At 45.8% G+C, this 25,189-nt stretch carries 24 protein-coding genes and 1 pseudogene; 20 read left to right on the forward strand and 5 right to left on the reverse strand.

The features are described 5' to 3' along the window. Both BLU80_RS18650 and BLU80_RS18655 read right to left on the reverse strand, forming a co-directional pair. A pseudogene (locus BLU80_RS18650) lies at positions 1–242 on the reverse strand (hypothetical protein); the annotation flags it as partial. A 44-nt stretch (positions 243–286) separates the two neighbouring features. Next, the gene (locus BLU80_RS18655; RefSeq protein WP_170831297.1) at positions 287–1,741 is read right to left on the reverse strand and encodes an ATP-binding protein; all 1,455 of its coding nucleotides are present in this window, start codon (positions 1,739–1,741) and stop codon (positions 287–289) included. 326 nt (positions 1,742–2,067) lie between these two features. On the opposite strand from BLU80_RS18655, the gene BLU80_RS18660 reads away from it, so the two are divergent. Beyond that, positions 2,068–2,262 carry a hypothetical protein gene (locus BLU80_RS18660; protein WP_091401403.1) on the forward strand — a complete coding sequence of 65 codons (195 nt, stop codon included), beginning with the start codon at positions 2,068–2,070 and terminating at the stop codon, positions 2,260–2,262. Between the two features lie 152 nt (positions 2,263–2,414). Here the strand turns inward: BLU80_RS18660 and BLU80_RS18665 are convergent, their stop codons facing one another. Next, on the reverse strand, positions 2,415–3,518 hold the full coding sequence (locus tag BLU80_RS18665) for a TlpA disulfide reductase family protein (RefSeq protein ID WP_091401405.1): 1,104 nt from the start codon (positions 3,516–3,518) through the stop codon (positions 2,415–2,417). A gap of 116 nt (positions 3,519–3,634) precedes the next feature. Between BLU80_RS18665 and lptE the strand changes: the two genes are divergently transcribed. From lptE to tatC, 11 genes are all read left to right on the forward strand, one after another. Continuing rightward, positions 3,635–4,147 carry an LPS assembly lipoprotein LptE gene (gene lptE, locus BLU80_RS18670; protein ID WP_244519022.1) on the forward strand — a complete coding sequence of 171 codons (513 nt, stop codon included), beginning with the start codon at positions 3,635–3,637 and terminating at the stop codon, positions 4,145–4,147. A gap of 87 nt (positions 4,148–4,234) precedes the next feature. Continuing rightward, positions 4,235–5,218, forward strand: coding sequence for a hypothetical protein (locus BLU80_RS18675; protein WP_139188212.1), 984 nt, complete (start codon positions 4,235–4,237; stop codon positions 5,216–5,218). 14 nt (positions 5,219–5,232) lie between these two features. Continuing rightward, positions 5,233–5,598 carry a preprotein translocase subunit SecG gene (gene secG / locus BLU80_RS18680; protein ID WP_091401408.1) on the forward strand — a complete coding sequence of 122 codons (366 nt, stop codon included), beginning with the start codon at positions 5,233–5,235 and terminating at the stop codon, positions 5,596–5,598. Positions 5,599–5,715: 117 nt separating this feature from the next. Then, entirely contained in the window at positions 5,716–6,738 is a 1,023-nt protein-coding gene (gene mltG, locus BLU80_RS18685; RefSeq protein WP_091401410.1) for an endolytic transglycosylase MltG, read from the forward strand. 89 nt (positions 6,739–6,827) lie between these two features. Next, positions 6,828–7,883, forward strand: a complete 1,056-nt coding sequence (locus BLU80_RS18690; RefSeq protein ID WP_170831298.1) for a YihY/virulence factor BrkB family protein — start codon at positions 6,828–6,830, stop codon at positions 7,881–7,883. 38 nt (positions 7,884–7,921) lie between these two features. Further along, the gene (locus BLU80_RS18695; RefSeq protein WP_091401413.1) at positions 7,922–9,196 is read left to right on the forward strand and encodes an RsmB/NOP family class I SAM-dependent RNA methyltransferase; all 1,275 of its coding nucleotides are present in this window, start codon (positions 7,922–7,924) and stop codon (positions 9,194–9,196) included. A 34-nt stretch (positions 9,197–9,230) separates the two neighbouring features. Further along, positions 9,231–9,545, forward strand: a complete 315-nt coding sequence (locus BLU80_RS18700; protein WP_091401415.1) for an FtsB family cell division protein — start codon at positions 9,231–9,233, stop codon at positions 9,543–9,545. A 151-nt stretch (positions 9,546–9,696) separates the two neighbouring features. Continuing rightward, on the forward strand, positions 9,697–10,032 hold the full coding sequence (locus BLU80_RS18705) for a hypothetical protein (RefSeq protein ID WP_091401417.1): 336 nt from the start codon (positions 9,697–9,699) through the stop codon (positions 10,030–10,032). Further along, positions 9,998–10,648: an endonuclease III gene (nth, locus tag BLU80_RS18710; protein ID WP_091401418.1), complete on the forward strand. Its 651-nt coding sequence runs from the start codon at positions 9,998–10,000 to the stop codon at positions 10,646–10,648. The genes BLU80_RS18705 and nth overlap by 35 nt, the downstream gene beginning before the upstream one ends. Positions 10,649–10,851: 203 nt before the next feature. Continuing rightward, positions 10,852–11,856 carry an alcohol dehydrogenase catalytic domain-containing protein gene (locus tag BLU80_RS18715; RefSeq protein WP_091401420.1) on the forward strand — a complete coding sequence of 335 codons (1,005 nt, stop codon included), beginning with the start codon at positions 10,852–10,854 and terminating at the stop codon, positions 11,854–11,856. 73 nt (positions 11,857–11,929) lie between these two features. Further along, a complete protein-coding gene (tatC, locus tag BLU80_RS18720; RefSeq protein WP_091401421.1) occupies positions 11,930–12,787 on the forward strand; it encodes a twin-arginine translocase subunit TatC in 858 nt (285 codons plus the stop codon). Between the two features lie 119 nt (positions 12,788–12,906). Here the strand turns inward: tatC and folK are convergent, their stop codons facing one another. Beyond that, positions 12,907–13,392, reverse strand: coding sequence for a 2-amino-4-hydroxy-6-hydroxymethyldihydropteridine diphosphokinase (gene folK / locus BLU80_RS18725; protein WP_091401423.1), 486 nt, complete (start codon positions 13,390–13,392; stop codon positions 12,907–12,909). 184 nt (positions 13,393–13,576) lie between these two features. On the opposite strand from folK, the gene sppA reads away from it, so the two are divergent. The 4 genes from sppA to BLU80_RS18745 all read left to right on the forward strand — a co-directional run bounded on the left by sppA (position 13,577) and on the right by BLU80_RS18745 (position 18,800). Next, positions 13,577–15,343 carry a signal peptide peptidase SppA gene (sppA, locus tag BLU80_RS18730; protein ID WP_091401425.1) on the forward strand — a complete coding sequence of 589 codons (1,767 nt, stop codon included), beginning with the start codon at positions 13,577–13,579 and terminating at the stop codon, positions 15,341–15,343. A gap of 334 nt (positions 15,344–15,677) precedes the next feature. Then, a complete protein-coding gene (locus BLU80_RS18735) occupies positions 15,678–16,787 on the forward strand; it encodes an ABC transporter permease (RefSeq protein WP_091401426.1) in 1,110 nt (369 codons plus the stop codon). 94 nt (positions 16,788–16,881) lie between these two features. Then, positions 16,882–17,388, forward strand: a complete 507-nt coding sequence (locus BLU80_RS18740; protein WP_091401428.1) for an SRPBCC family protein — start codon at positions 16,882–16,884, stop codon at positions 17,386–17,388. 53 nt (positions 17,389–17,441) lie between these two features. After that, a complete protein-coding gene (locus BLU80_RS18745; RefSeq protein WP_211481910.1) occupies positions 17,442–18,800 on the forward strand; it encodes a dipeptidase in 1,359 nt (452 codons plus the stop codon). Between the two features lie 15 nt (positions 18,801–18,815). Here the strand turns inward: BLU80_RS18745 and BLU80_RS18750 are convergent, their stop codons facing one another. Then, complete coding sequence (locus BLU80_RS18750; RefSeq protein ID WP_091401430.1) at positions 18,816–20,027, reverse strand: glycosyltransferase family 2 protein; 1,212 nt, start codon at positions 20,025–20,027, stop codon at positions 18,816–18,818. A 484-nt stretch (positions 20,028–20,511) separates the two neighbouring features. On the opposite strand from BLU80_RS18750, the gene pdxA reads away from it, so the two are divergent. The 4 genes from pdxA (at position 20,512) to BLU80_RS18770 (ending at position 25,180) form a co-directional block, all read left to right on the forward strand. Then, on the forward strand, positions 20,512–21,603 hold the full coding sequence (gene pdxA / locus BLU80_RS18755; RefSeq protein ID WP_091401432.1) for a 4-hydroxythreonine-4-phosphate dehydrogenase PdxA: 1,092 nt from the start codon (positions 20,512–20,514) through the stop codon (positions 21,601–21,603). 8 nt (positions 21,604–21,611) lie between these two features. Further along, a complete protein-coding gene (locus BLU80_RS18760) occupies positions 21,612–22,481 on the forward strand; it encodes an aldose 1-epimerase family protein (RefSeq protein WP_091401434.1) in 870 nt (289 codons plus the stop codon). A gap of 872 nt (positions 22,482–23,353) precedes the next feature. Then, a complete protein-coding gene (locus BLU80_RS18765; RefSeq protein ID WP_091401436.1) occupies positions 23,354–24,091 on the forward strand; it encodes an Rpn family recombination-promoting nuclease/putative transposase in 738 nt (245 codons plus the stop codon). 78 nt (positions 24,092–24,169) lie between these two features. Continuing rightward, entirely contained in the window at positions 24,170–25,180 is a 1,011-nt protein-coding gene (locus BLU80_RS18770) for an IS30 family transposase (RefSeq protein WP_091396361.1), read from the forward strand. The last annotated feature ends 9 nt before the right edge of the window (positions 25,181–25,189 follow it).

Genomic DNA, 25,189 nt, shown 5'->3' on the forward strand with positions numbered 1-25,189 from the left:
TGTTTGATCATTAGACTGCCAAGGACGAGTCGCCCACTGAGAGGTTTTCTCCCTTCCGCAGAGCTGAATACTTTATCGTATACACCAACGATCCGGTCCCAGGGAATATTCCTGGCAAGGAAAACCCACCGGTTATTCAAGTCCAGCTGCTGCTCGAATGGGGTCTCAAAACCCTCGAAACTTAGCTGGTTGGGACTGCTATAAACCGGAGATGGTGCACGCTTTTTATAACTTCCACGCATAAAACCTTGCACTTTTTTAATGAAAAATCCACTGAAACCTCAATTTACATATAATTTGGCAGTTGTTCAGCAGACTCTAAGTAAGGTTCCATATAGCCCTTTGCCTTAATTTGATTCAGTGCGTCCTGCGCATTGCCATCAAGTTTAAGTTCCATTACATAAATATACTCCGCTGTTTCCACCAGCAGATCGCACCTGCCTTTAGCGCTATGCACTTCAGCTTTTACGTCCAGGCCTACCAAAGTGAAGGTAGTTTGCAAAATACCATTAAATATGGCCTCCTGGTCCGCATTCCAGGCTTCATAGGTTATGCCGGCAAATAACGCATTAATAGCGGCTATAAATGCGTTTATATCCCTAATTCTTAACGTACCAGCAATATTTGCATATAATGGTATGGACTGCGTAGGATTAACCCCTCGGTAGATGCTCAGTATCGCTTCCAGCATATTCCCTTTGACTTCCCGGTTGGGATAGCCCAGTTCATAAACGCCCCCTTCGGTAATATGCTTAATGGTCAGGTAGCCAGACTGAAACAAAATAGGTGCTAAGTTGCCCGGGTCTACTTCAAAGTTCATCAAAGCTCGCTCTCCTGCCTCAAGATGCTCCACTTCCCTGAATGTATTTTTTTTAAGTAAGGCCACCAAAAAGCTTGGAGTACCAGACTGATACCAATAGTCTTTGAACTCCCGTTTTGCCATAAAATGGAGCAAGGAAAAAGGATTATAGACCCAGGTTTGCATATCCCAGGTATATCCATTGTACCAAGTCTTAATTTGATCTAGGATATCAGGTGTATCCTGCATCATTTCGGCTATCTCTGTAGCAAAATAACTTTCCAATTCCTGCTGGGTAATACCGGCGATGGCACTAAACTGATTAGATAAACTTATATTATCCAGATTATTGAGATCAGAGAATATACTGACCTTAGCATACTGCGTGATTCCGGTAATAAAAAGGAACCGAATATCGTCAGCACTATCACCCTTTAAAACCGAATAAAATTCCTTCATGACAGACCGGTTCTGATCCATGATCTCCGGCTTGGTTATATAGTCGGTAATCGGCTTGTCATATTCATCAATTAAAATTACCACCTGTTGCCCATATTTCTTAGCGGCCACCTCAATCAATTCTGCAAACCGGTCCTTAAGACTAGTGAACGAAAGTTCTATATCTAAAGACTTTGCCTTTTTTGCGAGCGCCTGACTAAGCGCCTCTTTCAACCCCAACTCTTCATAAGACACATCATTAAAACTAAGGCGGATGACCGGATAGCGGGTATTCCAGTCCCAGTGATCATAGATCCAGAGCCCTTCAAAGAGCGCTTTATTGCCACTGAACAGCTCCATCAGGGTGCTTACCAGTAGACTCTTGCCGAACCTTCTGGGGCGGCTAAGAAAATTATACCTTCCAGCTTGAATCATCTGGTAAATTAACTCTGTCTTATCCACATAGACCGCTCCGTCCTCACGAATGATGCGAAAACTCTGCATGCCTAATGGATATGTGCGTTTCAGTACTGACATATAACGAAGATACGAAGATTTTATGGTTGGCCAATCTTTAGCCCCCTGCCTGCGGCCACTCCGCAAAAGTAACAAATACAGCTTCTGCTATGCGGTAACTGTCAAAAGGGATTCCATGGAGGTGGACAAACTGCAGGATTTTATTTTTAAGAAAAAAGGAAAGTTTAATGATCCGTTTGCTCACCAGGTATCCCATGCAATCAACTGAATATTTTCAGTTTTCAGGGACTCCGATCAAAAATTTTTCTTATTTTTGAATAGCAGTTTTACTTTATTTTATCCAACTTAAATCCATGATTATTGGATTACGTGAAATCCTGTTGCTGCTGGTTTTACCTTTGGTGGTCATGATGATATTTTCTTCCTTTAAAATGATCGACCAGCAGTTGCAGGCTAAAAAGCTATCCAAAACCAGCAGTCTTTGTTACCGCTATCTGGCTATCATCTGTCCGCCCCTGGCTTATATCATGCTTAAATTGCAGCGTTAAATACCGTAAAGCTGTTCTTTATCCCCGTCAGCTAAAATCGTTCTTTAAGAAAATTTCAGGTGTATCCAACTTAAAAAAAGCAGCAGAAAACCCGGCGTTAAACCGTTTTTTCTGCTGCTTTTTTATCATACTAAAGCTGTGCCTGTAACCGTTTATTTTAAGATCTCAGCCAGTTTGGCTTCCAGATCCTCACCTCTTAAATTATGGCCGATGATCTTGCCATCCTGATCCAACAGGAAGTTAGCAGGGATCGCTCTGACACCATACTTGCCGGCAGGTTCAGATTTCCAGCCTTTCAGATCAGAGACCTGTGTCCAGGCGAGTTTGTCATGATCAATGGCTTCTTTCCATTTAGACGCATCTTCATCCAAAGACACGCCCAGGATGGTAAAGTTTTTATCCTTGTATTTATTAAAGGCTTTGACCACATTCGGGTTTTCTGCACGGCAGGGACCGCACCAGCTGGCCCAGAAATCTACCAGTACATATTTACCTTTAAAAGAAGACAGGCTGACAGGGTTACCGTTCACATCATTTGCGGTAAAATCAATAGCAGGTTCACCAATAGCGGTAGCTTTCATCTTATCTAACTGCTCGCTGATTTTAGCGCCGGTAGCGGAATGCTGAATAGCGGTATCCAGACCGGTAAACATTTTATTCAGATCTGCATATTCAGTGGAATACACCAGACTTCTTAACAGATTTAAGCTGATATAACTTTTAGGGTTTGCCTGAATGAATTTTTTAGAAGCAGCCTCTCTTTTATCGTTCAGATCGTTGGCCTGCTTTTCAATAGCTGCCACGGCAGCGGTATCGTTTTTCATGCGGGCAGTCTGATACTGCTGAAACAGGGTATCTTCCTGATCGTTGAGCGGCTTTAAGTCTGCCTGGAATTTATCCCACTGCTCCTGTGTAGGAGAACCGGTGATTCTGACCGTGCTCAGCGAATCGACATTCCCTTTGATGGAGATGGCGGCATTCTCTACATATAGATTAAAACCTCCTCTTCTGTCTTGCAGATAAATAGAAGCCATTTTAGGCTCTTCCGCCTTGCCGGTAAAGGTGAATTTACCTGCTGTCACCTTTGCAGAGTCTACAACCATGGAATCTCCCGCGCTGGTTCTGAAATATATCATTGAGTCCTTCAGTCCGGTAATATCCCCATTTATTGTATAACTGTCCTTAGGTGCCTGGTGGCAGGCAAAAAAGCCCAGCGTCATAGCGGCCATAGCCCCTGCAATAACACGTTTGTTCATGCGAAATTTTTAGTTATTAATTGATTAATTTCGTGAAGGTAGAGAAAATAATGTGTACAAGAAAGGATTCAGTTCATTATTTTCGCTCTATATTCGTCCACTAAACCGTTTTGTACATGCAGAGTAGACGCCATGCATTATGGCTATTATTTATATGTTTTATGTTCACGGCCAGCTCTTGCGGCATTTACACATTTAACGATGTCAGCATACCGCCGGAAGTTAAAACCGTACGGATCGGCTTTATTGAAAATAAAGCCCACTATATCAACCCCAGTCTGAGTGCCCAGCTGACAGATGCATTTGTTAAAAAAGTCAATAGCCAGACCAAACTGAAGCGTATAGACGACATGAATGCCGATTATGTCATCAACAGCGTCATCAGACAATACGATGTGACCACCTCCGGGGTCAGCAGTTCCAACCAGGCCAGCCTGAACCGACTGACGGTCGGCGTGCACATGACCCTGATTGATAACACCAAACATGAAACCCATGAATATGATGTGAGCAGTACCTTTGATTTTAGTGCCAATCTGTCGCTGGCCCAGGCAGAGGCTTCTTTGATGACTCAGATTCTCAAAGATATTCCGGACGCCATGTTCAATAAGGTATTCTCCAACTGGTAGTCTTCCTCTGGGGTCTTCTCGGCCTGATTGATTATATTTGAAATCTCTACCGGCCTTCAGATGGACGATTTCCATAACCTAAAGCCTATGCAAGCAGAAAAAGAATTAATAGCGCAACTTACCGGCAAAGCGGGTCTGGCAGATACCCCACCCGGCCACTGGGAAGCCCTGACCCGGCAATATCCGGCTTTTAATCTGGGGTATTACTTTTTGTCCAAAGCACAGCCGCCCGCCGGTACCGACAGTAAAAGTAAGCAGGAAGCTTTACAAAAAAGCAGGCAGGCCGCTGCCCTGCATTTTAATGATATCAGATGGCTGGACTACCTGCTCCAATCAGACCGGGTAGAAAAACCTGAAGTCGGGGCGATTCCTGCTACCGCTAAAAGTGAACCGGCACCGCCCATCAAGACCGGGACCATCCAACAGCCAAATCAGCAGTCCGGCCTCAGCGCTGAAGTAGCTGCGACAGGTTCGGCTACTGCGGCTACCGGGGAAGAAGGACTAACTATTGAACCGGCAGAAAAGGCGGCAGCAGCGCCGGTCGCCAGTAATGCTCAGGCAGATACCCAGGGTTCAGAAGCAGCAGCAGATACACATACAGATACAGAACTGGCTTCCGACAGCGACAACGGACGGCTCAGCCAGGTACTCAGCCAACAGCTGGCAGCTTTTAAAAAACCGGTCTCCAGCGATGCCCGGCTGGAAGTAGAAAGGGACCCCCTATATAAAACAGATTATTTTGCCTCCCAGGGAATTGCCGTTCTCAAAAGCCTGGAGGGAGACGGTCTGGGTAAAAAAGTACGAAAATTTACCGACTGGCTCAAGGAGATGAAACAATCTCCTACGAATGCCGGCGTACCGCAGCTCAATACCACGCCGGAAGAAGAGGCCCAGGCGGCCCAAAAGGCGGCTTCTTCCTTAAAAAATGAGCCAATCTTCACCGAGTCAATGGCCGAAGTCCTTGTCAGTCAAGGCAAAACAGAGCAGGCACGGGATGTTTATCAAAAATTAAGTTTGTTATATCCCGAGAAATCCACTTATTTTGCGTCCAAAATAGATTTATTACAATAATTTAAACATAATTTATGGCTTTACTGTTCTTTATACTGGTCATCATCGTTTCTATCGTTCTGGCCTTTTTTGTACTGATTCAAAACCCAGAAGGTGGCGGACTTTCCGGTTCCATCGGTGGTTTCAGTAACCAGATTATGGGGGTAAAGAAAACCAATAATGTCCTGGAAAAAGGAACCTGGCTGTTTGCCCTGATCATTGGTCTGATGTGCCTGTTCTCTGTCGTACTGTTTACCGGTTCACACAGCGGCGGCGGTGCGCTGGATCAGTTAAACACCAATGTAAAAACACAGACCGCGCAGCCCGCTCAGGCACCTGCTCAAAGTGCGACGCCCGCTGAGGCGCCTGCCAGCCAGCCTGCTGAGGCACCTGCTAAATAAGCGGTTAGCTAATTCATACAATATTCAGTCCCCGTCTTTTATAGGCGGGGATTTTTTCGTTAATTTGCAGATGGCACGGCCCTTGAAGGATGACAGGGTAACAACTAAACATATACCATGAAAATAATCGGGAGGATTTTTACTTTTATTATCATCGTTGGGCTGATTATAGGCGCCTATCTGACCTTTGCCCGCAATACGACCTTCAACGGGCCGCAAAAGCATCTGTTTATCCGCCCGGGAGGGGGAGATCCGGCCCTGCAGGTGACCCAGCAGCTAGCCACCGGCAAAATCATTGACAATGTCAAAGTCTTTGAATTTCTGGCCCCTAAAATGAAAGCCTATCATAACCTGACGCCGGGAAGGCTGACGGTCCCTAAAGGCACCAGCGTCTATGGCCTTATTAAAATACTGAAAGCCAATCATCAGGACTCCGTTCATTTTACCATCAAACGTGTCAGAACCAGAGAAGGGCTGGCAGCCATGATGGGTAAAAACCTCATGACGGACTCCGCCTCCACCTACATGTACCTGAGTAGTAACGATTCACTCAGACAGTTCGGCGTGGATACGTTTACCCTGAATACCTTACTGATCCCGGGCACTTATAACCTCAAATGGGAATATACCACGGGGCAGGTCTTAACCATCTTTGCAGCTGCCAAAAAAGCGTTCTGGGAAAGAAACAACCGCGTTGCCAGGGCTGCCGCCCTGGGGCTTACGCCCGACCAGGCGACCACGCTTGCCTCCATCGTAGAGGATGAAACCATGAAAGACAGTGAAAAAGATACCATTGCCAGTGTGTACTTAAACAGGCTGAGAGCCGGCATGGCACTGGGCGCAGATCCTACCATTAAATACGCGCTCAGGAATTTTGAACTTAAACGTATTGTAAACCAGGACCTTAAAGTTCAATCTCCTTACAATACCTATATCAACAAGGGACTGCCGCCAGGGCCTATCTGTACACCGGACAGCGTAACGATTGAGGCCGTGCTGAATGCCCCTAAAACTGATTATATGTATTTTGTGGCGAAGCCTGATTTTGGCGGTTATCATAACTTTAGTAAGGATTATACAACGCATTTACAACTGGCGCAGCAGTTTCATGATGCGCTGGACAAAAAAAATATTAAATAAAGCAAGACCCGGGACGGCATAACTGACAGGGCTTAAAACCTGCCGCACCACTGCTTTCCCATCCTGCCAACCCTACAAGTCACTTATTTTTGACACCACTGGAAACCAAAATATTAAACTCTGGGCCGCTCAGGCTACTCAAAAAATGGCTGAAAGCCGTTCGGGTACCGGGTGCGCCTTCCGTTAATTTCTATGAAGTCGTCAAACTTTTTGTCGACCAGGTCAATAAAGAAGGCTTAAATGTCCGGGCGGGCGCCATCTCTTTTAATCTGCTGATCGCGATTCCGGCCTGCCTTTTATTTATCTGTACCCTGATCCCCTATCTGGCTAATTCCTCCATGTTTTACAGAGAATTGCAGCAGCTGGTCCTTAGCCTGACCCCCAATGTAGGCGCCCGGGCGCTGATGCTCAAATTTCTGGAAGATATTTTCAGCAAGACTAAGAACGGGCTTTTATCGCTGGGCTTTATTTTTGCGATCTTTTTCTCTTCCAATGCCATGATGGGCATTATCAGAACCTTTGACCGATCCTTAAAGCAAAGGGCTCAGACGAATTTTATCAAAAAGCGGCTCAGAGCCATGCGCCTGACCATGATTTTGTTTTTAATGTTCCTGGGCACCATGATCATCTCCATGGGACAGGGCATGTTCTTTCACCGCATCATGGCGCTCCTGCATATCCATAATGAGCGGGTGCAGAGCCTGATTCGCAACCTCAGGTGGATAGTCATTGTTGCGCTTTTCTTTTTCAGCATATCGGTTATTTATAAATACGCCCCTACCCTGGATAAACATAAGAGAAAAAAACTGTTTTCCCTGGGTTCGGTCATTGCCACCGGCCTGTTAATCACCAGCACTTCTTTATTCTCTTTCTGGGCGCAGAACTTTTCCAATTACAGTAAGTTTTACGGCACGATCGGATCGGTGCTGGTCATTATGATGCTGTTTTTTATCAATTCTTTTGTGCTGTTAATCGGCTATGAACTGGATTTAAGTATTGAAACGCTTAAAGAGAAGCACCGCAGTGAGCAGCGTCAGGCGGCTTTAACAGCGCCAGCTCCTCCTAACAGTACGCTTTCGAAAGCTGCTTCGGACAGCCCGGACAGGCAATCCGAAGCTGATTTAAGACCGGGGCACTCCGGTTAACGAGCAGTCCTGCCCAATTAAACAGACACAACCTATCCATGGATATACCCAAAATCATAGATCGTCATAAACAGACGGCAGCCCTCCTGCTTCAGTCCTACGACCACAAGGAGCCGCTGCATTTATTTTTGAAAAAATATTTTGCGGCCCATAAAAAACATGGCTCCAAGGATAGAAAATATATTACAAAACTGCTGTACAGTTATTTCAGGCTGGGCAAAAATATCCAGGTTTTACAACAACAGGTCCCCTTGAATGTGGCTCTGGACATCAGTTGTTTTATAACAGAAAATATAGCACTGCCGGAATTTATAACAGATTTATATAGCGGCGATGCTGTAAGTAAATCCAAAAAGCATCAGGAGCTTACGGAGCCTGAAGACCGTTTTGCCCTGGTAAAAACACGGTATACCGACCTGGAAGAAAAACGCCTCTTTCCCTTTCAGGCAGCAGTATCCAAGGGGCTGGACAAGACCGCTATCGCTTACCGGTTACTGCATCAGGTGGATGTTTTTCTAAGGGTCAGAGTAGAGACCGGTATTCAAATGGAAGCCATTACGGAAAAACTCTTAGCGGCAGCCGTCCCTTACAGGCAGCTGAGCGGGACCTGTATTTCGGTCCCAGCTGCCACGCCCACTGATCAGTACCTGGCCATCAACCGGGAAGTAGTCATCCAGGACAGCAGCTCCCAGCAGATGTCGCAGTTCATGGAGCTGGCCTTAAAAGAATTAAGCGTTCAAAAATTAAAAGGCGGAGCCGGACGCGGCCCCCTAAAAATATGGGACTGCTGCGCTGCCAGCGGCGGTAAGTCCATACTGGTAAAAGACCTGGCTACTGCCCTTCAGCTTCCCGTTAAATTAATGGCCACCGATATCCGGCCCGGGATTTTAAAAAACCTGGAAACCCGGTTCAAAGCAGCAGCCATCACAGGTTATCACCAGCAGGTGGTGGATCTTACACGCCCCGGCCCACTGCCCTTCCAGGGAGATTTTGATCTGATTGTCTGTGACGCCCCCTGCTCCGGCTCCGGCACCTGGGCGCGTAATCCGGAGCAGATCCAGTCTTTTGAAGAGCAGAGCCTGGAAGACTATTACCAAAAACAGACCGCCATCGTACGCAAGGCCTGGTCCAGGCTCAGACCTGGGGGCTATTTTCTGTATATGACCTGTTCTGTATTTGAAAAAGAAAATGAACAGGTCAGCCGTTATATCGCTTTAAACAGCGGTATGGAGCTCCTGCTGCAAAAAGTGGTGACAGGATTTGCACAAAATCAGGTTTCTATGTTCGGGGCTTTGTATACTCGAAAAAAATAGTGTTACTTTGCCTCACGAGTATTCAATTATTTGTATGCAGAAAACCTATAAAATATTATCGTATCTTAAAAACAAGTATATCATCGCCGTACTGGTATTTCTGGTGCTGATTATCTTTTATGACCGCAATGATATTTTTGTGCAGATTGACAGAGCCAAGGAAGTGAATACCCTGCATCAGAGCAAGGCATTTTATCAGCAGGAAATAGAAAAAACCAACAAGGAATTAAACGCGCTGGAGTCCAGTAATAATGCCATTCAAAGATATGCACGTGAACATTTTTTCATGAAAAAGGATAATGAAGAGATTTTCATTGTAGACTCCGTGGCGCCGGCTCCTAAGCCCTAAAACACCCTGACAGTGACCTTTTCAAGGTTTATCTCCCTATTTTTTACGACCACACCCGGAAAATTTTATAGTATTTTTGTAGTTTTTCAGCTACAAAATAAACAATATCGGCACTGTTTTAGCGTTTTGAGTTAACAACAAATCGCTAGGTATGGCTAAACTTTACACTTCTTTATTCTCTTCGCATTTAATGAGTGCTACGGGTTCTGCGACAGGCAAAAAACAGTCAGGTCATAATAATCAGACGGTTAAAGCAAGCATCTGCCCTATCCTTCCTGCCATTAACCGTTCGGACAAACCCTCTTTATTTGAAGCGCAGCAGCAGTTTTTGGATTTAATTGAACAATTAAGCTTATTTTGCCCCTGTCCCGAGACGCTGAATAATATTCTGAACTATGCCACAACAAAATTAAAAGGCGGCGCAACGGAAAAAGAAAAGGACGATACTAATTATGACCCGCAAGCAACGCTATCAGTTTGTAATTGATTATTTTAAGCAGCATGCCCCGGATGCCGAGACAGAACTGCTGTATGACAACCCCTACCAACTCCTGGTAGCCGTCATCCTCTCGGCGCAGTGTACGGATAAAAGAGTGAATCTAACGACACCGGCCATTTTTCACAGATACCCTACTGCCCAGGCACTGGCGAAGGCAGATTTTGACAGCCTTTTCCCGTTAATCAGAAGTATATCTTATCCCAACAATAAAACCCGCCATTTAATTGGTATGGCAAGGATGCTGGTGGAAGATTTCAATGGTGAAATACCCATGACGGTGGATCAGCTGGTAAAGCTGCCCGGTGTGGGTCGCAAAACAGCCAATGTCATTACCTCCGTTGTGGATCAGCAACCCAATATGGCGGTGGATACCCATGTGTTCAGGGTGGCCGGCCGCATTGGCCTGACCCTAAAAGCCACTACCCCCCTGGCGGCAGAAAAACAACTCATTCAGCATTTCCCTAAAGAGCTGATACACAAAGCACACCACTGGCTGATCCTGCATGGAAGGTATGTATGTGTGGCCCGTAAACCTAAATGCGCGATATGTGGCATCCGCCCGGCCTGTAAATACTATCAGGCGCATCCCCTGCCGGAAGCGTGAAGCGGTGATGATTTAAATTAACCGTTTTACGCCCGGCTGCCCCCACTAAAGCGCAGATCCGGCGATCCTTGACCCTGTTCTGACAGGCAGCCTCCTTTTTATCCTGCCCCAATCTTTAACCAATCCTTAATAAAGGCGGCTGCGCCTTTATTATGTTCCCTGTCTCAGGTTTATTTTTTACATTTGGAATCTAAATTTTGCGCATGAAAGCGATCGTATTAAATGGCATTGAAGCTCCGCTGACGCTGTCAGAAGTGCCGGTGCCTGAACTGGAAGCGGATGAGGCGCTCGTTGCGCTCCGGGCGGCCGGCATGAATAAAAGGGACTGGTGGATCTATAAAGGACAGTACGCAGGTTTAAAATTTCCGATTATACTGGGTTCTGACGGCAGCGGTATCGTACAATCCGTAGGCGCCGGGCTGCCGCAAAGCTGGATTGGCCAGGAAGTGATGATCTATCCCGCTGCCGGCTGGGGAACGTCAGAGGCTCATCAAAATAAAGATTTTCAGATACTCGGCCTACCGGTAAACGGTTGTTATGCGGAGTTTGTAAAGGTTAAGGCTGATATGCTGTATCCTAAACCCGCTTATCTGGATTTTACCCAGGCGGCTGCCTTCCCGGTAGCCGGCCTTACCGCCTACCGGGCATTATTTGTCCGGGCAGGCTGGCAAAAAGGGGATAAAGTATTAATCAGCGGTGTGGGCGGCGGCGCCGGCACTTTTGCGCTGCAGTACGCACTGGCGGCAGGCGCAGAAGTATGGGTTACTTCCGGCAGCGCCGAGAAGATCCAAAGGGCCGTTAATATGGGCGCCCGGGGTGGCGCTAATTATAAAGAGTCGGGTTGGGCAAAGGCCTTACTGGCCGAGGCCGGCAGTTTTGATGTCATTATTGACAGTGCGCTGGGAGACGGCTTCGCCGATCTGGTAACGCTTGCCGGCTGGGGGGCCAGGATCGCCTTTTTCGGCGGCACGGCAGGCAATATTCCCCCACTGAACGGGCGGCCGATTTTCTGGAAGCAGATCAGCGTCCTGGGCACCACCATGGGTTCTCCCCGCGATTTTGAAGCGATGCTCAGCTTTATTCAGCAGCACCAGGTAAAACCGGTTATCGATGAGGTATTTACCCTGCAGGAGGCCGGCAAAGCCATGGAACGCATGAGTGAGGCAGGTTCCAAGTTCGGGAAAATGGTTTTAACCATTGGTTCTTAATTTTACGGCGGAAAAACCGCTTATACTAAGCAATTGATAAGTACATTTGCTGCTCAAAGATTTAAATCAATTCATGATACAAAGGTTTTTTAAGCGTAGAAGTAATGGTTCTCAGGCAGAAATGGCCTTTATTGATCATCTGGAAGAACTCAGGTGGCATATATTGCGTTCCCTGGTGGCCATCCTCATACTGGCAGTGGTCATCTTTTATTACCATGGCTGGTTCTTTGCCAATGTCATTGCAGGTCCGATCAACCCTGATTTTATCAGTTATAAGGCCTTTTGTAAACTGGCCGAATGGACGCATGTCAGCAGCCTGTGCATGGACCCGGTTGTGGTGGATATGCAGTCTACAACCTTTGGCGGACAGTTTCTGGGAACCTTCACCATTGCCTTTATCGGAGGCTTTATCGTGGCCTTCCCGTATATATTCTGGGAATTCTGGCGCTTTGTCAAGCCGGCCCTGAAAGAAAGCGAGCTAAAAAATACCGGTGCCGCCATCTTTTGGGTATCGCTGTTCTTTTTTCTGGGAGCCGCCTTCGGATACTTTGTACTGGGGCCCTTTACCTTTAACTTCCTGGCCGGTTTTCAGATCAGTGATTTACCGATGATGACCACGCGCCCGACTTTAAATGATTACCTCAATAATCTCTGCAATATTGTACTGGGTTGCGGGCTGGCATTTGAATTACCTATATTTGCCTATGTATTTACCCGCATCGGACTGATCACCCCTACTTTTTTGAAGGAAAAGCGTCGTTATGCAATTGTCATTATCTTAATTGTAGCCGCTTTTATCACCCCCAGCCCGGACTGGATCAGCCAGACCCTGGTCTTTATTCCACTGATGGCACTCTATGAAATCGGCGTCTTTGTCTCTAAACGTGCCGCCAGAGAGCTGGAACAAAAAGATAAAGAACTCTGGAGTTAACAGAGCGCCTTTCAACCTGAAATTGGAATGATACTTAAAACCCTATAAAGAGCCTTGGTTTCTTTTAAAACCGGCGCTCTTTATAGGGTTTTCTGCATTAAAGACTTTATGCTGTTGCCCTACAGCTTTTTTACCGGTAAAGCGTCCGGACTCTGCTGCAATAAAGTACGGATCTTTTTATGCAGTACCGGATGCACAAAATCCGGGGCTATTTCTGCGAGCGGATACAGGGTGAAATTGCGGGTATGCAGCAGCGGATGCGGCACCGTTAAATCAGGACGGGTTAAGTGGATGACTTCGTCATTATAAAACAACAGGTCAATATCTATTAACCGGGGCCCGTTTTTCATCTCCCGCACGCGGCCCAGTACCTGCTCAATATCCAGCATGGTGATGAGCATATCGGCCGCGGGCAACTCAGAGTCAACCAGCAGTACCTGGTTGATAAAATCCGGCTGCTCTTCCAGCCCCCAGGCCGCGGTCTGGTACAGGGAAGAGGCTTTGCTGACCGCGCCGACTTTTTGACCGATCAGCTCTCTTGCGTTTTGCAGATTTTCTTTAATCTTTCCTAAATTACCGCCTATCAGCAAATATGCGTGATTCATATATTATTTTTTAGCCTATAGGTCTGTTCCGGTGGAATGGCCTAACTTTGGGGTAGCCCTGTATAGATGTTATCTATATATGGCTACCCTTAAATATTAAATTGAGACAAAAATACAAGCACTCAGCCTTAATTGCCACAATTATTTGTTGCAAGAGGGTCGGGCAGCTCCATTAATTTATGATATGGTCAAATTTCTGAAGTTATTTGTTGCCGTTTTTATTTCCATGTTGGTATGTGGTTTTCTGTTGATCCTGATTGGTGTCGGTATTGTGTCTATGGCCAGCCATAAATCAGAAGTGTCCATAAAGGACAGATCTGTTTTAGTCTTAGACCTCTCCAAAGAGGTGAAGGACTTTGAACAGCCCAGCCTCTCTCTAAGCCTAAACACCAGCAACCTGACTTATTCCCCCCCGAATTTATACGAAGTACTCAGCATGATCCGTTATGCAGGCGACGACCCGCATATTAAAGCACTTTATATTAAGGGAAGTGAAAACACCAACGGCTTTGCCGCCAGCCAGGAACTGCGCCGGGCCATCGAGGCATTTAAAAAGAGCGGGAAAAAAGTCATTGCTTTCAGCCCCACCATGACACAGTCCGCTTATTTTGTGTCCAGTGCGGCTGACAAGGTCTATGTCAGCCCCGAGGGCGGCATTGACTGGAGCGGCATGGTGGCGCAGACCATGTATTATAAAGGCTTACTGGATAAGCTGGATATTCATCCGGAAATCTTCTATGCCGGTAAATTTAAAAGCGCTACGGAGCCTTTTCGCAGAACCGATATGAGTGATGCCAACCGGCAGCAGACTTCCATCTGGCTCGGTGAGATATATGGGCAGCTGTTAACCGGCATTGCCGAAAGCCGCGGCCTGGACCCGGATTCTTTGCATATGCTGGCGGACGAGGCTACAATCCGTACAGCCCATGACGCACTGAAATATCATATGGTAGACGGCCTGGAGTATGCAGATCAGGTGGAGGCGGAACTCAGAAAACTAACCGGCACATCCACGTCTGAGGACCTGAACCTGGTGAGTCTGGATAAATATAATAAGGCAGCTGATTATAAGGATTATTCCGGTAAAGACCGCATTGCGGTGCTTTATGCCCAGGGGGATATCACTTCCGGCAGCGACAAGGATGGGATCCAGGGGGAAAAATATGTCAGTATGATTCGTGATATCCGCAGCGACAGCTCTGTGAAGGCCCTGGTTATCCGGGTGAATTCACCGGGCGGCAGTGCCCTGGCCAGCGATCTGATCTGGCGGGAAATCCAGCTCACGAAAAAAGTTAAACCCGTGGTCATCAGTATGGGTAATATGGCAGCTTCCGGCGGCTATTATATCTCCTGCGGTGCCGATTATATTTTTGCCGAGCCTACTACCATTACCGGCTCCATCGGCGTTTTCTCCATCATGGGAGACGCGTCTGGCTTTCTTAAAAACAAACTGGGCATTACCTTTGACGCCGTTAAAACCGGTCCTCATGCCGACCTGGGATCCATCGCCCGCCCGTTGACGGATGTAGAAAAAAACTGGATGCAGGCCTCCGTAGACAGTGTTTATTACAGCTTTACCAGCCGGGTGGCCCAGGGCAGAGATACCTCCAGGGCATATATTGACTCCATCGGCCAGGGACATGTCTGGACCGGGCTGCATGCCAAACAAATCGGCCTGGTGGACGCCATCGGAGGACTTCAGGACGCTATTGACTATGCCGCTAAACAGGCGCACAGCATCTCTTACCGCGTCAGCAGCTATCCGGTCAGACAATCCATTTTAAGTCAGCTGTTAAATAGTGATGAGAATCAAAAAGAAGATATCGACATGAAGCTCAAAGCCGCAGGCATCTCTACTGAACTGACTGATTTTATCCATCAGACCCGTCAGCTGAAGGCGATGATGAATGAACCGCAGACCAGACTGCCCTATGAACTGCAGGTGCGGTAAAAAAGCGGCAGTTGCGGCAGCCAGTTATTTATAAAACACTGGTTGCCAAATACATAAATAAAGCACAGGTCAGACCCTGTCAGATAAGTTCCTTCAAAAAGAGCCGCGCTGACAGGGTTTTCCATTTGTTTTACCGTCTGTTGTAAGATTTCCCGGTCCTGGTTATTACCTTTGCGGGGCGCTGAAAGCTGCCTGCCCGGGTAATATGGAGCTTATAAAAAATACAAGCAACTGATTATCAGCCAGCAGACGGATGCACCTTTCAAATTGAAATAGTTTTTATGCAGGAGGCTTATTCTGTTTAAAACGTATATAAAAAAAGTCGGATCATTCTATGACAACCCATAAATACAGTCAGGTAAAAGCGATGCTGGCCATTGCAAGAGGTTCTTTTAAATCTTCTTTGCGCTCCCCTTCCACGGTCATTTTCAGTATCGGTTTTCCGCTGGTATTTATCCTGGCTTTTGCCTTTTTGGGCAACGGCTCGGGGCCCAGGATCAATATCGCCATCCACAGCGGCGCAGATACGACCGGTGAGGTCTACCAGGCGCTGAAAACCGCTCCCGGTATCCGCATCAAAAATGAACATGGCGAGGCGCTCAGTGAAGATCTGGAAAAAGGCCGTATTACGGCCATTGTTGATATACAGAAAACCGGCCAGCAAAACCCTTCCTATCTGATCAAACTCACCACTTCCTCCGCCGTAAACCCTTCCTCCGTGGAAGTATTGCAGTCCTATTTAAATGCGCAGGCAGATCAGCTGAATAAAAACTATTATCCGCATGCCGAAGCCATCGTAGGCGTCAGCGAGCAGGTAGAAAAACTGCCCGGCAGAACCTACCGCACCATTGATTTTATTTTGCCTGGACAGCTGGGGTTCTCCCTGCTGAGTGCCGGTATCTTCGGAGTGGCTTTTTTGTTTTTTAACCTGCGGCAGCAACTGGTCTTAAAAAGATTTTTTGCCACACCGATCAGCCGAACCTTTATTATCCTGGGAGAGGCCCTCAGCCGCGTCGTCTTTCAGTTGCTGGCTGCCATCGTGATTATCCTTATCGGTGTCATCTGCTTTAAGTTTACCCTGGTACATGGCTGGATCACTTTTATAGAAATTATGATCCTTAGCTTTATCTCTCTGATTGTCTTTATGGGCTGTGGATTTATTGTAAGCGGTCTGTCTAAAAGTGAGAGTACGATTCCGCCTTTCGCCAATATATTCACGCTGCCACAGTTCCTGTTGGCGGGTACTTTTTTCCCGATTGAGAATTTTCCAAAATGGCTGCAGCCACTTTGTAATATACTGCCTTTAACGCATTTTAATAACGCCATGCGGGATATTTCTTTTGAGGGAGCCAGTCTGATCAGCTGCTGGCCTGATATTGTCAATTTACTGATCTGGGGTGTCATTGTGTACGCCATAGCCATCAAGGTATTTAAATGGGAATAAGGCTTACCAGCTGCCGGAAAAGGTTATTTGACCGGAGCCTAGTAACTTTACTGAAATTCCGGGGGTAAAATTTATTGTTTATTATATCATTTGCATGAAGTATTTAAAATTAGCCGTATTCAGCATAGGCAGCCTGTTTTTACTGATAACCGGTATCGGTCTGTTATTCCCTTCCCAGGTAACGGTTATCCGCTCCGCCTCCTTTAATCAGCCGGTGGACAGCGTATATGCCATGTTGCATGACATTCAGCACTGGAAACAGTGGCTCTTTGACAGCACGCACCCCGTGCGGCGGCTGACAGCCAACAGCGCCGGGCCCGGCGCCGCCGTGCAGGTGGGCAACAGTAAAATTACCATTACCCATGACAGTGCTTATTATATCGAGTCCACCTGGCAGGGTGGCCGTTCCAATGATCAGATCTGCGGCTGGCAGCTTTCTCAAGATAAAAATACGCCAGGTACGCTGGTCCGCTGGCATTATACCCAGCATCTGGATTGGTACCCCTGGGAAAGAGTGGGTGCCATACTGAATGAAAAAATCCTCGGTCCTTCCATGGACAGCAGCTTTGCCCATTTAAAAAGGTATTTCGACGCTCAATAATATTTTTATAAATTTCTCAGGTCATCTCCTTGCAATAAATCCGGCGCTTATCTTTGAAAGGCGGGGTATCTTCCCCCCTATACAATCATCATTCAATGGATATGGCCTCCAATACCAAAAATAATCTACATACGGCAGACCAGCGCTGGAGCAGAAGAAGTTTTTTAAGCACCACGGTGGCTATGGGTCTGGGCACGGTGCTCTCTCCTATACTGGCAAAGGCTTTTTATTTCCCCTCGGACGATCTGGACGCTATTGTCCGGCGAACGATTGGTATTGATACCCATAATCATATTGACGTACCTTTAATCCAAACAGAGCTGCCGGGACCGTCGGTTCCTTTAGCGGCTTCCTTAACCGCTTCCGGGCTTTCTGCCATCTGTATGACTTTTGCCGTAGATTATGTCAGGCTGACCTATGAAGGCCAGGCCTATGAGCGTTTTCTGACAGGGCTGGACGCCATGGACCGGGTCCTGACAGATAATAACATGAGCAGAAGTCTGAACCTAGGAGATATTCAGATGGCTCATAAAGCCGGTCGACCTACTGTCATACAGTCTGTAGAAGGCGGTCATTTTCTGGAAGGCAAAATAGAAAGGATGCAGGTGGCCTATGACAGGGGACTGCGTCACCTGGGACTTTTACATGACCATGACGCTTCTACCCCGCTGGGAGACATCTTTACCGAAAGTCCCAGATGGGGTGGTCTTACCGCATTCGGCGCCGCCGCTATCAAAGAATGTGAGCGTCTGGGCATCCTGGTAGACCTGTCGCACTGCGACGACAATACGGTAAATGGCGCGCTGAAAATCGCCCAAAAACCCGTTATTATCAGCCACACGGGGCTCAATACCCGCCTTGGCGACGATCCCAATATGGCCCGCATGATGCGCCCCAGGCTCATCAGCGCTGAACTGGCCAAAAGGGTAGCCGGCGCGGGTGGCGTAATCGGTGTCTGGACGCACCTGGCTTCAGATCCGGCCCAGATGGCCGGCAATATCCAAGCCATGGTGGATGTCGCAGGCATTGACCATGTGGCGATCGGCACGGATACCAAGCTTACCCCTGCCTATCAGTCGCCCAATAAAGAAGGCAGCTGGTGGGGAGCCCCAGAAAAAGACGCTAAAAAAGAAAGTACGAAAAAAGAGGAGGCTAAAAAAGAAAGTACGAAAAAAGAGGAGGCTAAAAAAGAAGAGAATAAAAAAGAAAATCAGGCCGCTTTGGGCAGGCAGGCGCCACACGGGGAGCCTCCTACCACCAATAGTCTCTGGTCAACGCAACCATCTGACAAAGGATTTTACTATAAAATAGTCAACGGACTGCTTAAGGCTGGATATAAACAAAGGGATATCGCCAAAATCGGCGGCGGTAATTATCTGAGGGTATTTGACAGGGCTACGCGTAAGGGCTAGCCATTCTTGTAGTACTTAACCTACCAGCACTTCTCCCAGTCCTTTTTTGTCACAGGAGCTGATCATGGAATCAAAATTCAGGTAATGCCAGTAGACATGCTTTACCGGGGCATGTTTTTGTAAAAAAAGTATAGCCGCATCATAATTAAACTCAGGGCCCACACAAAGAACCCAGGCACGGTTTTCATTTTTTTCCAGCGGTGTCGCCATAAGGGCTCCTTTGGCCGGTGTGTAATGGATAAAGGCGCCGGGCGCATATTTTTTCCAGATATGGCCCGCCTGCTTGGCGCTGCATGCGTCCCCTAATAATTCTATGCTGACATACTGACTGCGGTCGGCAGGCGCGGCGGCTCCAAATTTGCGACGGGCAGATTTACCAAGGCTGCTAATCACACTCATCAGGTACCTGCCTGCAATGGCCGTCTTTAAAAAGCCCCTGTAAACTATACCTGCCCAACCTCTGTAGTATTTGTCTACAAAAAGAATCATCGCTTTGTAGAAGTTCTTCAGGTGATGAACGCTACCTTTTTGGGCACTTTCTCCTTTAAAATGGATGATGGATACATTGCCCAGGTAATAGTTCTTATAACCGGTCTGTTTGAGGCAGTAGCTCAGGTCAATGTCCTCGCCATACATAAAATACCTTTCGTCAAAACCTTTACTGGCTTTTAATAAATCTCTTCTGGCCATCATAAAGGCGCCGGCCAGCACTTCGACCTCATGAATCAGATTCTCATTCAGATATCCTAAAGAGTACTTCCCGAATAGCCGGGAGCCGGGAAAGAGTTTGGACAGACCGCAGAGTTTATAAAACGAAACCAATGGAGAAGGGAATGCTCTTTTACTTTCCGGCAGGAACCTGCCGCTGCCATCCACCATTTTTACCCCCAGGGCCCCTACTTCACTATTGTGTTCAAAAAAGGCAAGGCAGCGCTGGATCGCACTATCCGAGACCAGGGTATCTGGGTTCAGGTATAATACAAAATCGCCACTGGACTGGGCCAGGGCCAGGTTATTGGCTTTGGCAAAGCCTGTATTTTCGGTATTGGCAATAAAATGCACCTCCGGAAATTTTTCCTTCAGGTAATCCAGACTGCCATCACAGGAACAGTTATCTACCACAATCACCTCTGCTTCCATTCCCTGGGTAGCATTGGCAACGGAGGCCAGACAATGTGCCAGAAAATACCGGACATTATAATTTACAATAATTACACTTAGTTGCAAAACAGTTCATTTTAAGTATAAATACGCAGCGCTTACCTATTATATCAGGCAGATGTTCTGACCTACCCGGTGACCATTTACTTGAATGGGTTTTAGCAGATTTTGATATGCGTTCATTGCTGGTTCACAAAAACAGCTGCCAGGTCTAAATGTCACAGATAGTCAATACGTTTTGTATTTACCAAATTTTATATATCAATTTAAATTTCCAAATTTCAATTGAAATACGCTTACACCCTCATACAATGTACTAGAACGTAAAACTGAGCCAAAAATTACAGGCTGTAGCTGCCCATCTACAGATTTAACACTCTCAGCTACAAAAATTTTATTTTACGGGACCTATTGCCTTTGCCTGCATACTCTTTTGGCTTAAAGGGAGGTATCCGTTCCATACTTTAACGACTTGCTGTAGCCAAATGTTACTTACAGATCTAAAAACTTCCTGAAAAGTGGTACATTTACAGGGTAAAAACAATTTTGAATGAGTCAGGAACTATCAAGGCCTGTTATCGGATTAAGTTGCGGTGACCTGAATGGCATCGGCTTGGAAGTCATTATTAAATCGCTGAGTGACAATAGAATACTGGAGGTTTGCACCCCTATTATCTATGCCAACAGTAAGTGTCTGAACTTTTATAGAAAATCCATCCGGGATAATAATTTTCAGTTTTCCATTATCAGAGAAGATGGCAAACTCAACTTTAAGCAAGCCAATTTAATGAATTGCTGGGAGGAAGAGGTGGCTATTCATCCGGGACAGCTGGAACCGGAGGCAGGTAAATATGCCTTTTTGTCCTTGGAGGCCGCAGTAAACGATTTAAAGTCCGGGAAGATCCAGGGTCTGGTAACCGCCCCCATTCATAAAAAAACCATACAATCTGACAGTTTTCATTATAGCGGACATACCCCATACCTGAGAGACAGCTTTGAGCAGTCTGACGTGGTAATGATGATGGTCGCTGAAAATATGCGGGTAGCCGTGGTAACGGAGCACATCCCTATTGGTGAGGTAGCCGCCCATATTACGGTGAAGGCCATTTTGGACAAGCTGGCTATTATGCAAAGCTCCCTACAAAGAGATTTTAATATTAATAAACCCAAGATAGCCGTTTTAGGGCTGAACCCTCATGCGGGTGATGAAGGCCTGATTGGCGATGAAGAGCAAAAAATCATTGAACCGGCCATTAAGGAAGCCAAACAAAAAGGCATTCTTGCCTTCGGACCTTACAGCGCAGATGCCTTTTTTGCCCGGGGTTCCTACCAGCAATTTGATGCGGTCCTTGCCATGTATCACGATCAGGGTCTGATTCCCTTTAAATCCCTGGCCACCGGTGAAGGGGTGAACTTTACAGCAGGGCTTCCGATCGTCAGGACCAGTCCGGATCACGGAACCGCCTTTGATATTGCAGGCAAAGGCATTGCTAAATACGAATCCTTTTTAGCCGCACTCTATAAATGCGTGGATGTGATCAGAGAAAGACAGTTCTTTGATGAAAACCATGCCAACCCGATGCAAAAAAGGAGTACCAGGATGCTGGCCAATCTGGAAGATGAAAAAGTTGCTGACGAATAAATCCATTTATGTATACCTTACAGAACGAACAATTAGAAATTACCATAGCGCCTAAGGGAGCAGAACTTCAAAAGATTTTTAATAAACAAACCGGCCTGGATTATATGTGGAGCGGAGATCCCGCTTTCTGGGGCAAGCACAGCCCGGTGTTATTCCCCATCGTAGGCAGCCTGAAAGGCGGCCAGTATGAATATAATAACCAGACCTATAAGCTATCCCGTCACGGCTTTGCCCGGGATATGGAATTTACGGTAACCGGCAAGACGGATACAGACATCACGTTCTCCCTTCAGCAAACGGCCGAGACACTGGCTAATTATCCGTTTTATTTTGAGCTCAGGATTCATTACCGTATCGATGAAAATAGAATCCATATTCAGTATGAGGTGTTGAACCAGGATGAGAAAACCATCTGGTTTTCCATAGGCGCACATCCGGCCTTTAAGGTACCCCTGGTAAAAGGCACCACCTATGAGGATTATGTACTAAGCTTTAATGAATTTGAAAATACGGCCCGCTATCCGCTGACAGGCGAAGGTCTGCTGGCCGAGGATCCGGAGATCTTTCTTAAAAACACCGATGAGCTTCCGCTTAAAAAATCCCTCTTTTACGAGGATGCCATTGTTTTTAAAACCTTGCAGTCCAGTTCCATTAAACTGGAGAGTGAAAAATCTGAAAACGGACTTACGGTAGATTTTAAAGGATTCCCATATATGGGAATCTGGAGTGCCAAAGATGCAGACTTTGTCTGCATTGAGCCATGGCTGGGTATTACCGACAGCGTCAAAAGCACCGGTAAGCTGCAGGAAAAAGAAGGCATACTTTCTTTGGAACCGGGTGATAATTTTAAAGCAGAATGGACGATTATGACCTGGTAGAGAAACCTCAAGCGGTGTAGCAAATAGACATATCTTAGTTTACAAAAGCCTCCATCATCTAAGCGGTGATGGAGGCTTTTTATGTAGGAATAATATCAACCTAGATCTGCTGAACGTCTGAGCTTCGGTTTTATTAAAGCGTAAAAAAAATCAAGCGTCTTCCCTATCCGTCCCAAAACTTATGATGAATGGAAGGCTTGTTTTTAGTTGTAGCTCACTTAAAACAGTCCTGCAAGCCTTCACTTCAAAATGAGTGGTATAAATAACCCCATTTTAGATAAAAAACAGGAAAATACTCAAAATAAAAACTCTATGTGTATTTTCTAATATGTCAATACCATAAGAAGCTAATATTTTTCAAGCCCCCATCCTCAAAAAATTTGTTGCATAAAATACCCCTTTTTGGCAGTAAAACCCGCGCCCCATGTGGATTGCGGACATTTGTATTATTGAAAATTGTTTTATTTTTACTATATGGTATTTATAAGGGTACCTGCAGATTTTTTGCCATTAAACCCCAGGGGCGTATACATTTCAGCGGACAATTTTGCTTTTAAAGAGACGCGTCCAGGCTTGGGCATTTGAGCAATAAAGCAGGTTAGTTGCCAGCATATGCGTACAAATATGAAAGAAAAAATCATCCTATTTACCAGGTAGTTGACGCAGTTTTAAAACAACCATGATGCTTCCCCAAACAGGGAGGCCGCACGGCCGGTATCTGTATTAAAAGCGAATAGCCCCCTGTTGAATCAGGATTGCCACACAATGAATATAGTTACTATAAAATATAAGCAGCTCTAAATTTTAACCAGGCGAAGATATATGGTGCGCCTTTTCAAACCCCGCACTTCTTACGTCTACAAAAAAATAAAATGAAACAAAAAAACACCCAAAAAGAGCAATCTGCTCCAGTACTTGACGGCAATGAGTCAGTTTATATAAATCTTCTGACGGATTACGGGCTAAAATCAGTACTAAAAGTTCAAGAACTGGCCATCAACTTTTTGAATGACGTACTCGGGGGAACCAGAAATATTCAAAAAATCACCTATCTGGATAAGGAATCCATCGGAAAGTATAAATATCAGCGGACTTCTGTATTTGATTTGCTATGCGAAGACGACCAAAATAGAGAGTTTATCGTCGAGATTCAGCGCATTAAACAGCAGCATTTTTTGGACAGATCGGTCTATTATGCCAGTGCCCGGATTCAGGAAAATGCCCCCAAAGGGAAAGAGCCTTTCTCAAGATGGGATTTTATGCAAAAACCTCTTATTTTTATAGGAATACTGGATTTTGATATCGAAGGTAGCCTTCCCGATAAATTCAAGTACATTGTACAACTCTGTGATATAGAGAATAAAAAAGTCATCTATGAAAAATTAAGTTTTATTTATATAGAATTGCCTAAATTTGAGCGATTGATTGGGCCAAATATTTTACAAGACGCTACAAATCTGAACAAATGGCTATATGCGATCAGAAACTTGCACAAACTAAAAGAAGCGCCGGAATTTTTGACGAATGGGCCCTTCAATAGACTATTGGAAATTGCAGAAATCGCAAGTTCAAATGATAAGTGCAACAGGGTTGTTACCCGCCCGGGGTGAAGTGTAGCGGAGGCGTAGCCGAAGCTGAATGGAACCCCGGGCGGGTAGAGCCGAAAAAATTACCTTTGTTATTACGACATGACAAAGAAATACAATCAGCTCTCCCTAGAGCAAAGATACACAATTGCCGCGTTGCATGAGCAAGGATATTTGCAGTCTAAGATAGCGGACATTATTGGGGTTCATAAGAGCACCATTAGTAGAGAATTGAAGAGAAATATGCCTCAGAGAGGTATTGGAGCAAAAGTGTATAATGCAGAGAAAGCAGAGCACAAAACGAGGGAGCGGCATCGACTCAAACCTAAGCGTCATAAATTTACTTTAGATTTGAAGCTCCAATTGAAAACCTGGATGGTAGACCGGCGATACAGTCCTGAACTGGCATCAGCCCAGTGGAAAAAGGAGGGTGTGTCAGGTGTTAGCCATGAAACTATTTACCAATTTATCTGGCAGTGTAAGCACACAAATAAGGCTGAAGATAGGCCTTTTAAAGACCTGCATAAACAGCTGAAACATGGGCATAGAAGAAGGAAGCGGGGAAACTACAAGCATACCAGAGACAGGATTCCTAATCGGGTACCTATTGAAAAACGCCCTAAGATTGTTGAAAAACGAATTAGATTTGGAGATATAGAGGTTGATCTGGTGATGGGTAAGGGGCATAAATCAGCTCTATTAGTTACTGTGGACAGGGCAACATTAAAAACCACTATAGACAAGTTGACAGGGAAAGATGCAAACAAAATCACCAAAAAACTCATCAAAAGAATGAAAAGATATCCGCCAATAAAAACAATGACTTTTGACAATGATCTGGCGTTTTCCCAACATGAGGAGATTGCAAAAGCATTAAATGTAAAGACATATTTTACGAGGCCATATACCTCTCAGGACAAGGGGACAATTGAAAACAGAAACGGCGTAATCAGACTATTTTTTCCGAAGAAAACTGACTTTAATAAAATTGATAACAGGGAAATAAAAAGGGTCGAGAAGGAAATCAACAATAGACCAATTAGAAAATTTGGTTATGATACTGCAAATGAAGTATTTTTACGCTTCGAAGGTAGCGTTGCGCTTATTGCTTGAACACAGGAA

This window comes from Arachidicoccus rhizosphaerae (assembly GCF_900107765.1).
Lineage (GTDB): Bacteria > Bacteroidota > Bacteroidia > Chitinophagales > Chitinophagaceae > Arachidicoccus > Arachidicoccus rhizosphaerae.

Excerpts from the sequence above, each read along its gene's own strand:
- BLU80_RS18655 (WP_170831297.1), bottom strand. The coding sequence starts at position 1,741 with ATGCAGAGTTTTCGCATCATTCGTGAGGACGGAGCGGTCTATGTGGAT.
- BLU80_RS18660 (WP_091401403.1), top strand. The coding sequence starts at position 2,068 with ATGATTATTGGATTACGTGAAATCCTGTTGCTGCTGGTTTTACCTTTG.
- BLU80_RS18665 (WP_091401405.1), bottom strand. The coding sequence starts at position 3,518 with ATGAACAAACGTGTTATTGCAGGGGCTATGGCCGCTATGACGCTGGGC.
- lptE (WP_244519022.1), top strand. The coding sequence starts at position 3,635 with ATGCAGAGTAGACGCCATGCATTATGGCTATTATTTATATGTTTTATG.
- BLU80_RS18675 (WP_139188212.1), top strand. The coding sequence starts at position 4,235 with ATGCAAGCAGAAAAAGAATTAATAGCGCAACTTACCGGCAAAGCGGGT.
- secG (WP_091401408.1), top strand. The coding sequence starts at position 5,233 with ATGGCTTTACTGTTCTTTATACTGGTCATCATCGTTTCTATCGTTCTG.
- mltG (WP_091401410.1), top strand. The coding sequence starts at position 5,716 with ATGAAAATAATCGGGAGGATTTTTACTTTTATTATCATCGTTGGGCTG.
- BLU80_RS18695 (WP_091401413.1), top strand. The coding sequence starts at position 7,922 with ATGGATATACCCAAAATCATAGATCGTCATAAACAGACGGCAGCCCTC.
- BLU80_RS18700 (WP_091401415.1), top strand. The coding sequence starts at position 9,231 with ATGCAGAAAACCTATAAAATATTATCGTATCTTAAAAACAAGTATATC.
- BLU80_RS18705 (WP_091401417.1), top strand. The coding sequence starts at position 9,697 with ATGGCTAAACTTTACACTTCTTTATTCTCTTCGCATTTAATGAGTGCT.
- nth (WP_091401418.1), top strand. The coding sequence starts at position 9,998 with ATGACCCGCAAGCAACGCTATCAGTTTGTAATTGATTATTTTAAGCAG.
- BLU80_RS18715 (WP_091401420.1), top strand. The coding sequence starts at position 10,852 with ATGAAAGCGATCGTATTAAATGGCATTGAAGCTCCGCTGACGCTGTCA.
- tatC (WP_091401421.1), top strand. The coding sequence starts at position 11,930 with ATGATACAAAGGTTTTTTAAGCGTAGAAGTAATGGTTCTCAGGCAGAA.
- folK (WP_091401423.1), bottom strand. The coding sequence starts at position 13,392 with ATGAATCACGCATATTTGCTGATAGGCGGTAATTTAGGAAAGATTAAA.
- sppA (WP_091401425.1), top strand. The coding sequence starts at position 13,577 with ATGGTCAAATTTCTGAAGTTATTTGTTGCCGTTTTTATTTCCATGTTG.
- BLU80_RS18735 (WP_091401426.1), top strand. The coding sequence starts at position 15,678 with ATGACAACCCATAAATACAGTCAGGTAAAAGCGATGCTGGCCATTGCA.
- BLU80_RS18740 (WP_091401428.1), top strand. The coding sequence starts at position 16,882 with ATGAAGTATTTAAAATTAGCCGTATTCAGCATAGGCAGCCTGTTTTTA.
- pdxA (WP_091401432.1), top strand. The coding sequence starts at position 20,512 with ATGAGTCAGGAACTATCAAGGCCTGTTATCGGATTAAGTTGCGGTGAC.
- BLU80_RS18760 (WP_091401434.1), top strand. The coding sequence starts at position 21,612 with ATGTATACCTTACAGAACGAACAATTAGAAATTACCATAGCGCCTAAG.
- BLU80_RS18765 (WP_091401436.1), top strand. The coding sequence starts at position 23,354 with ATGAAACAAAAAAACACCCAAAAAGAGCAATCTGCTCCAGTACTTGAC.
- BLU80_RS18770 (WP_091396361.1), top strand. The coding sequence starts at position 24,170 with ATGACAAAGAAATACAATCAGCTCTCCCTAGAGCAAAGATACACAATT.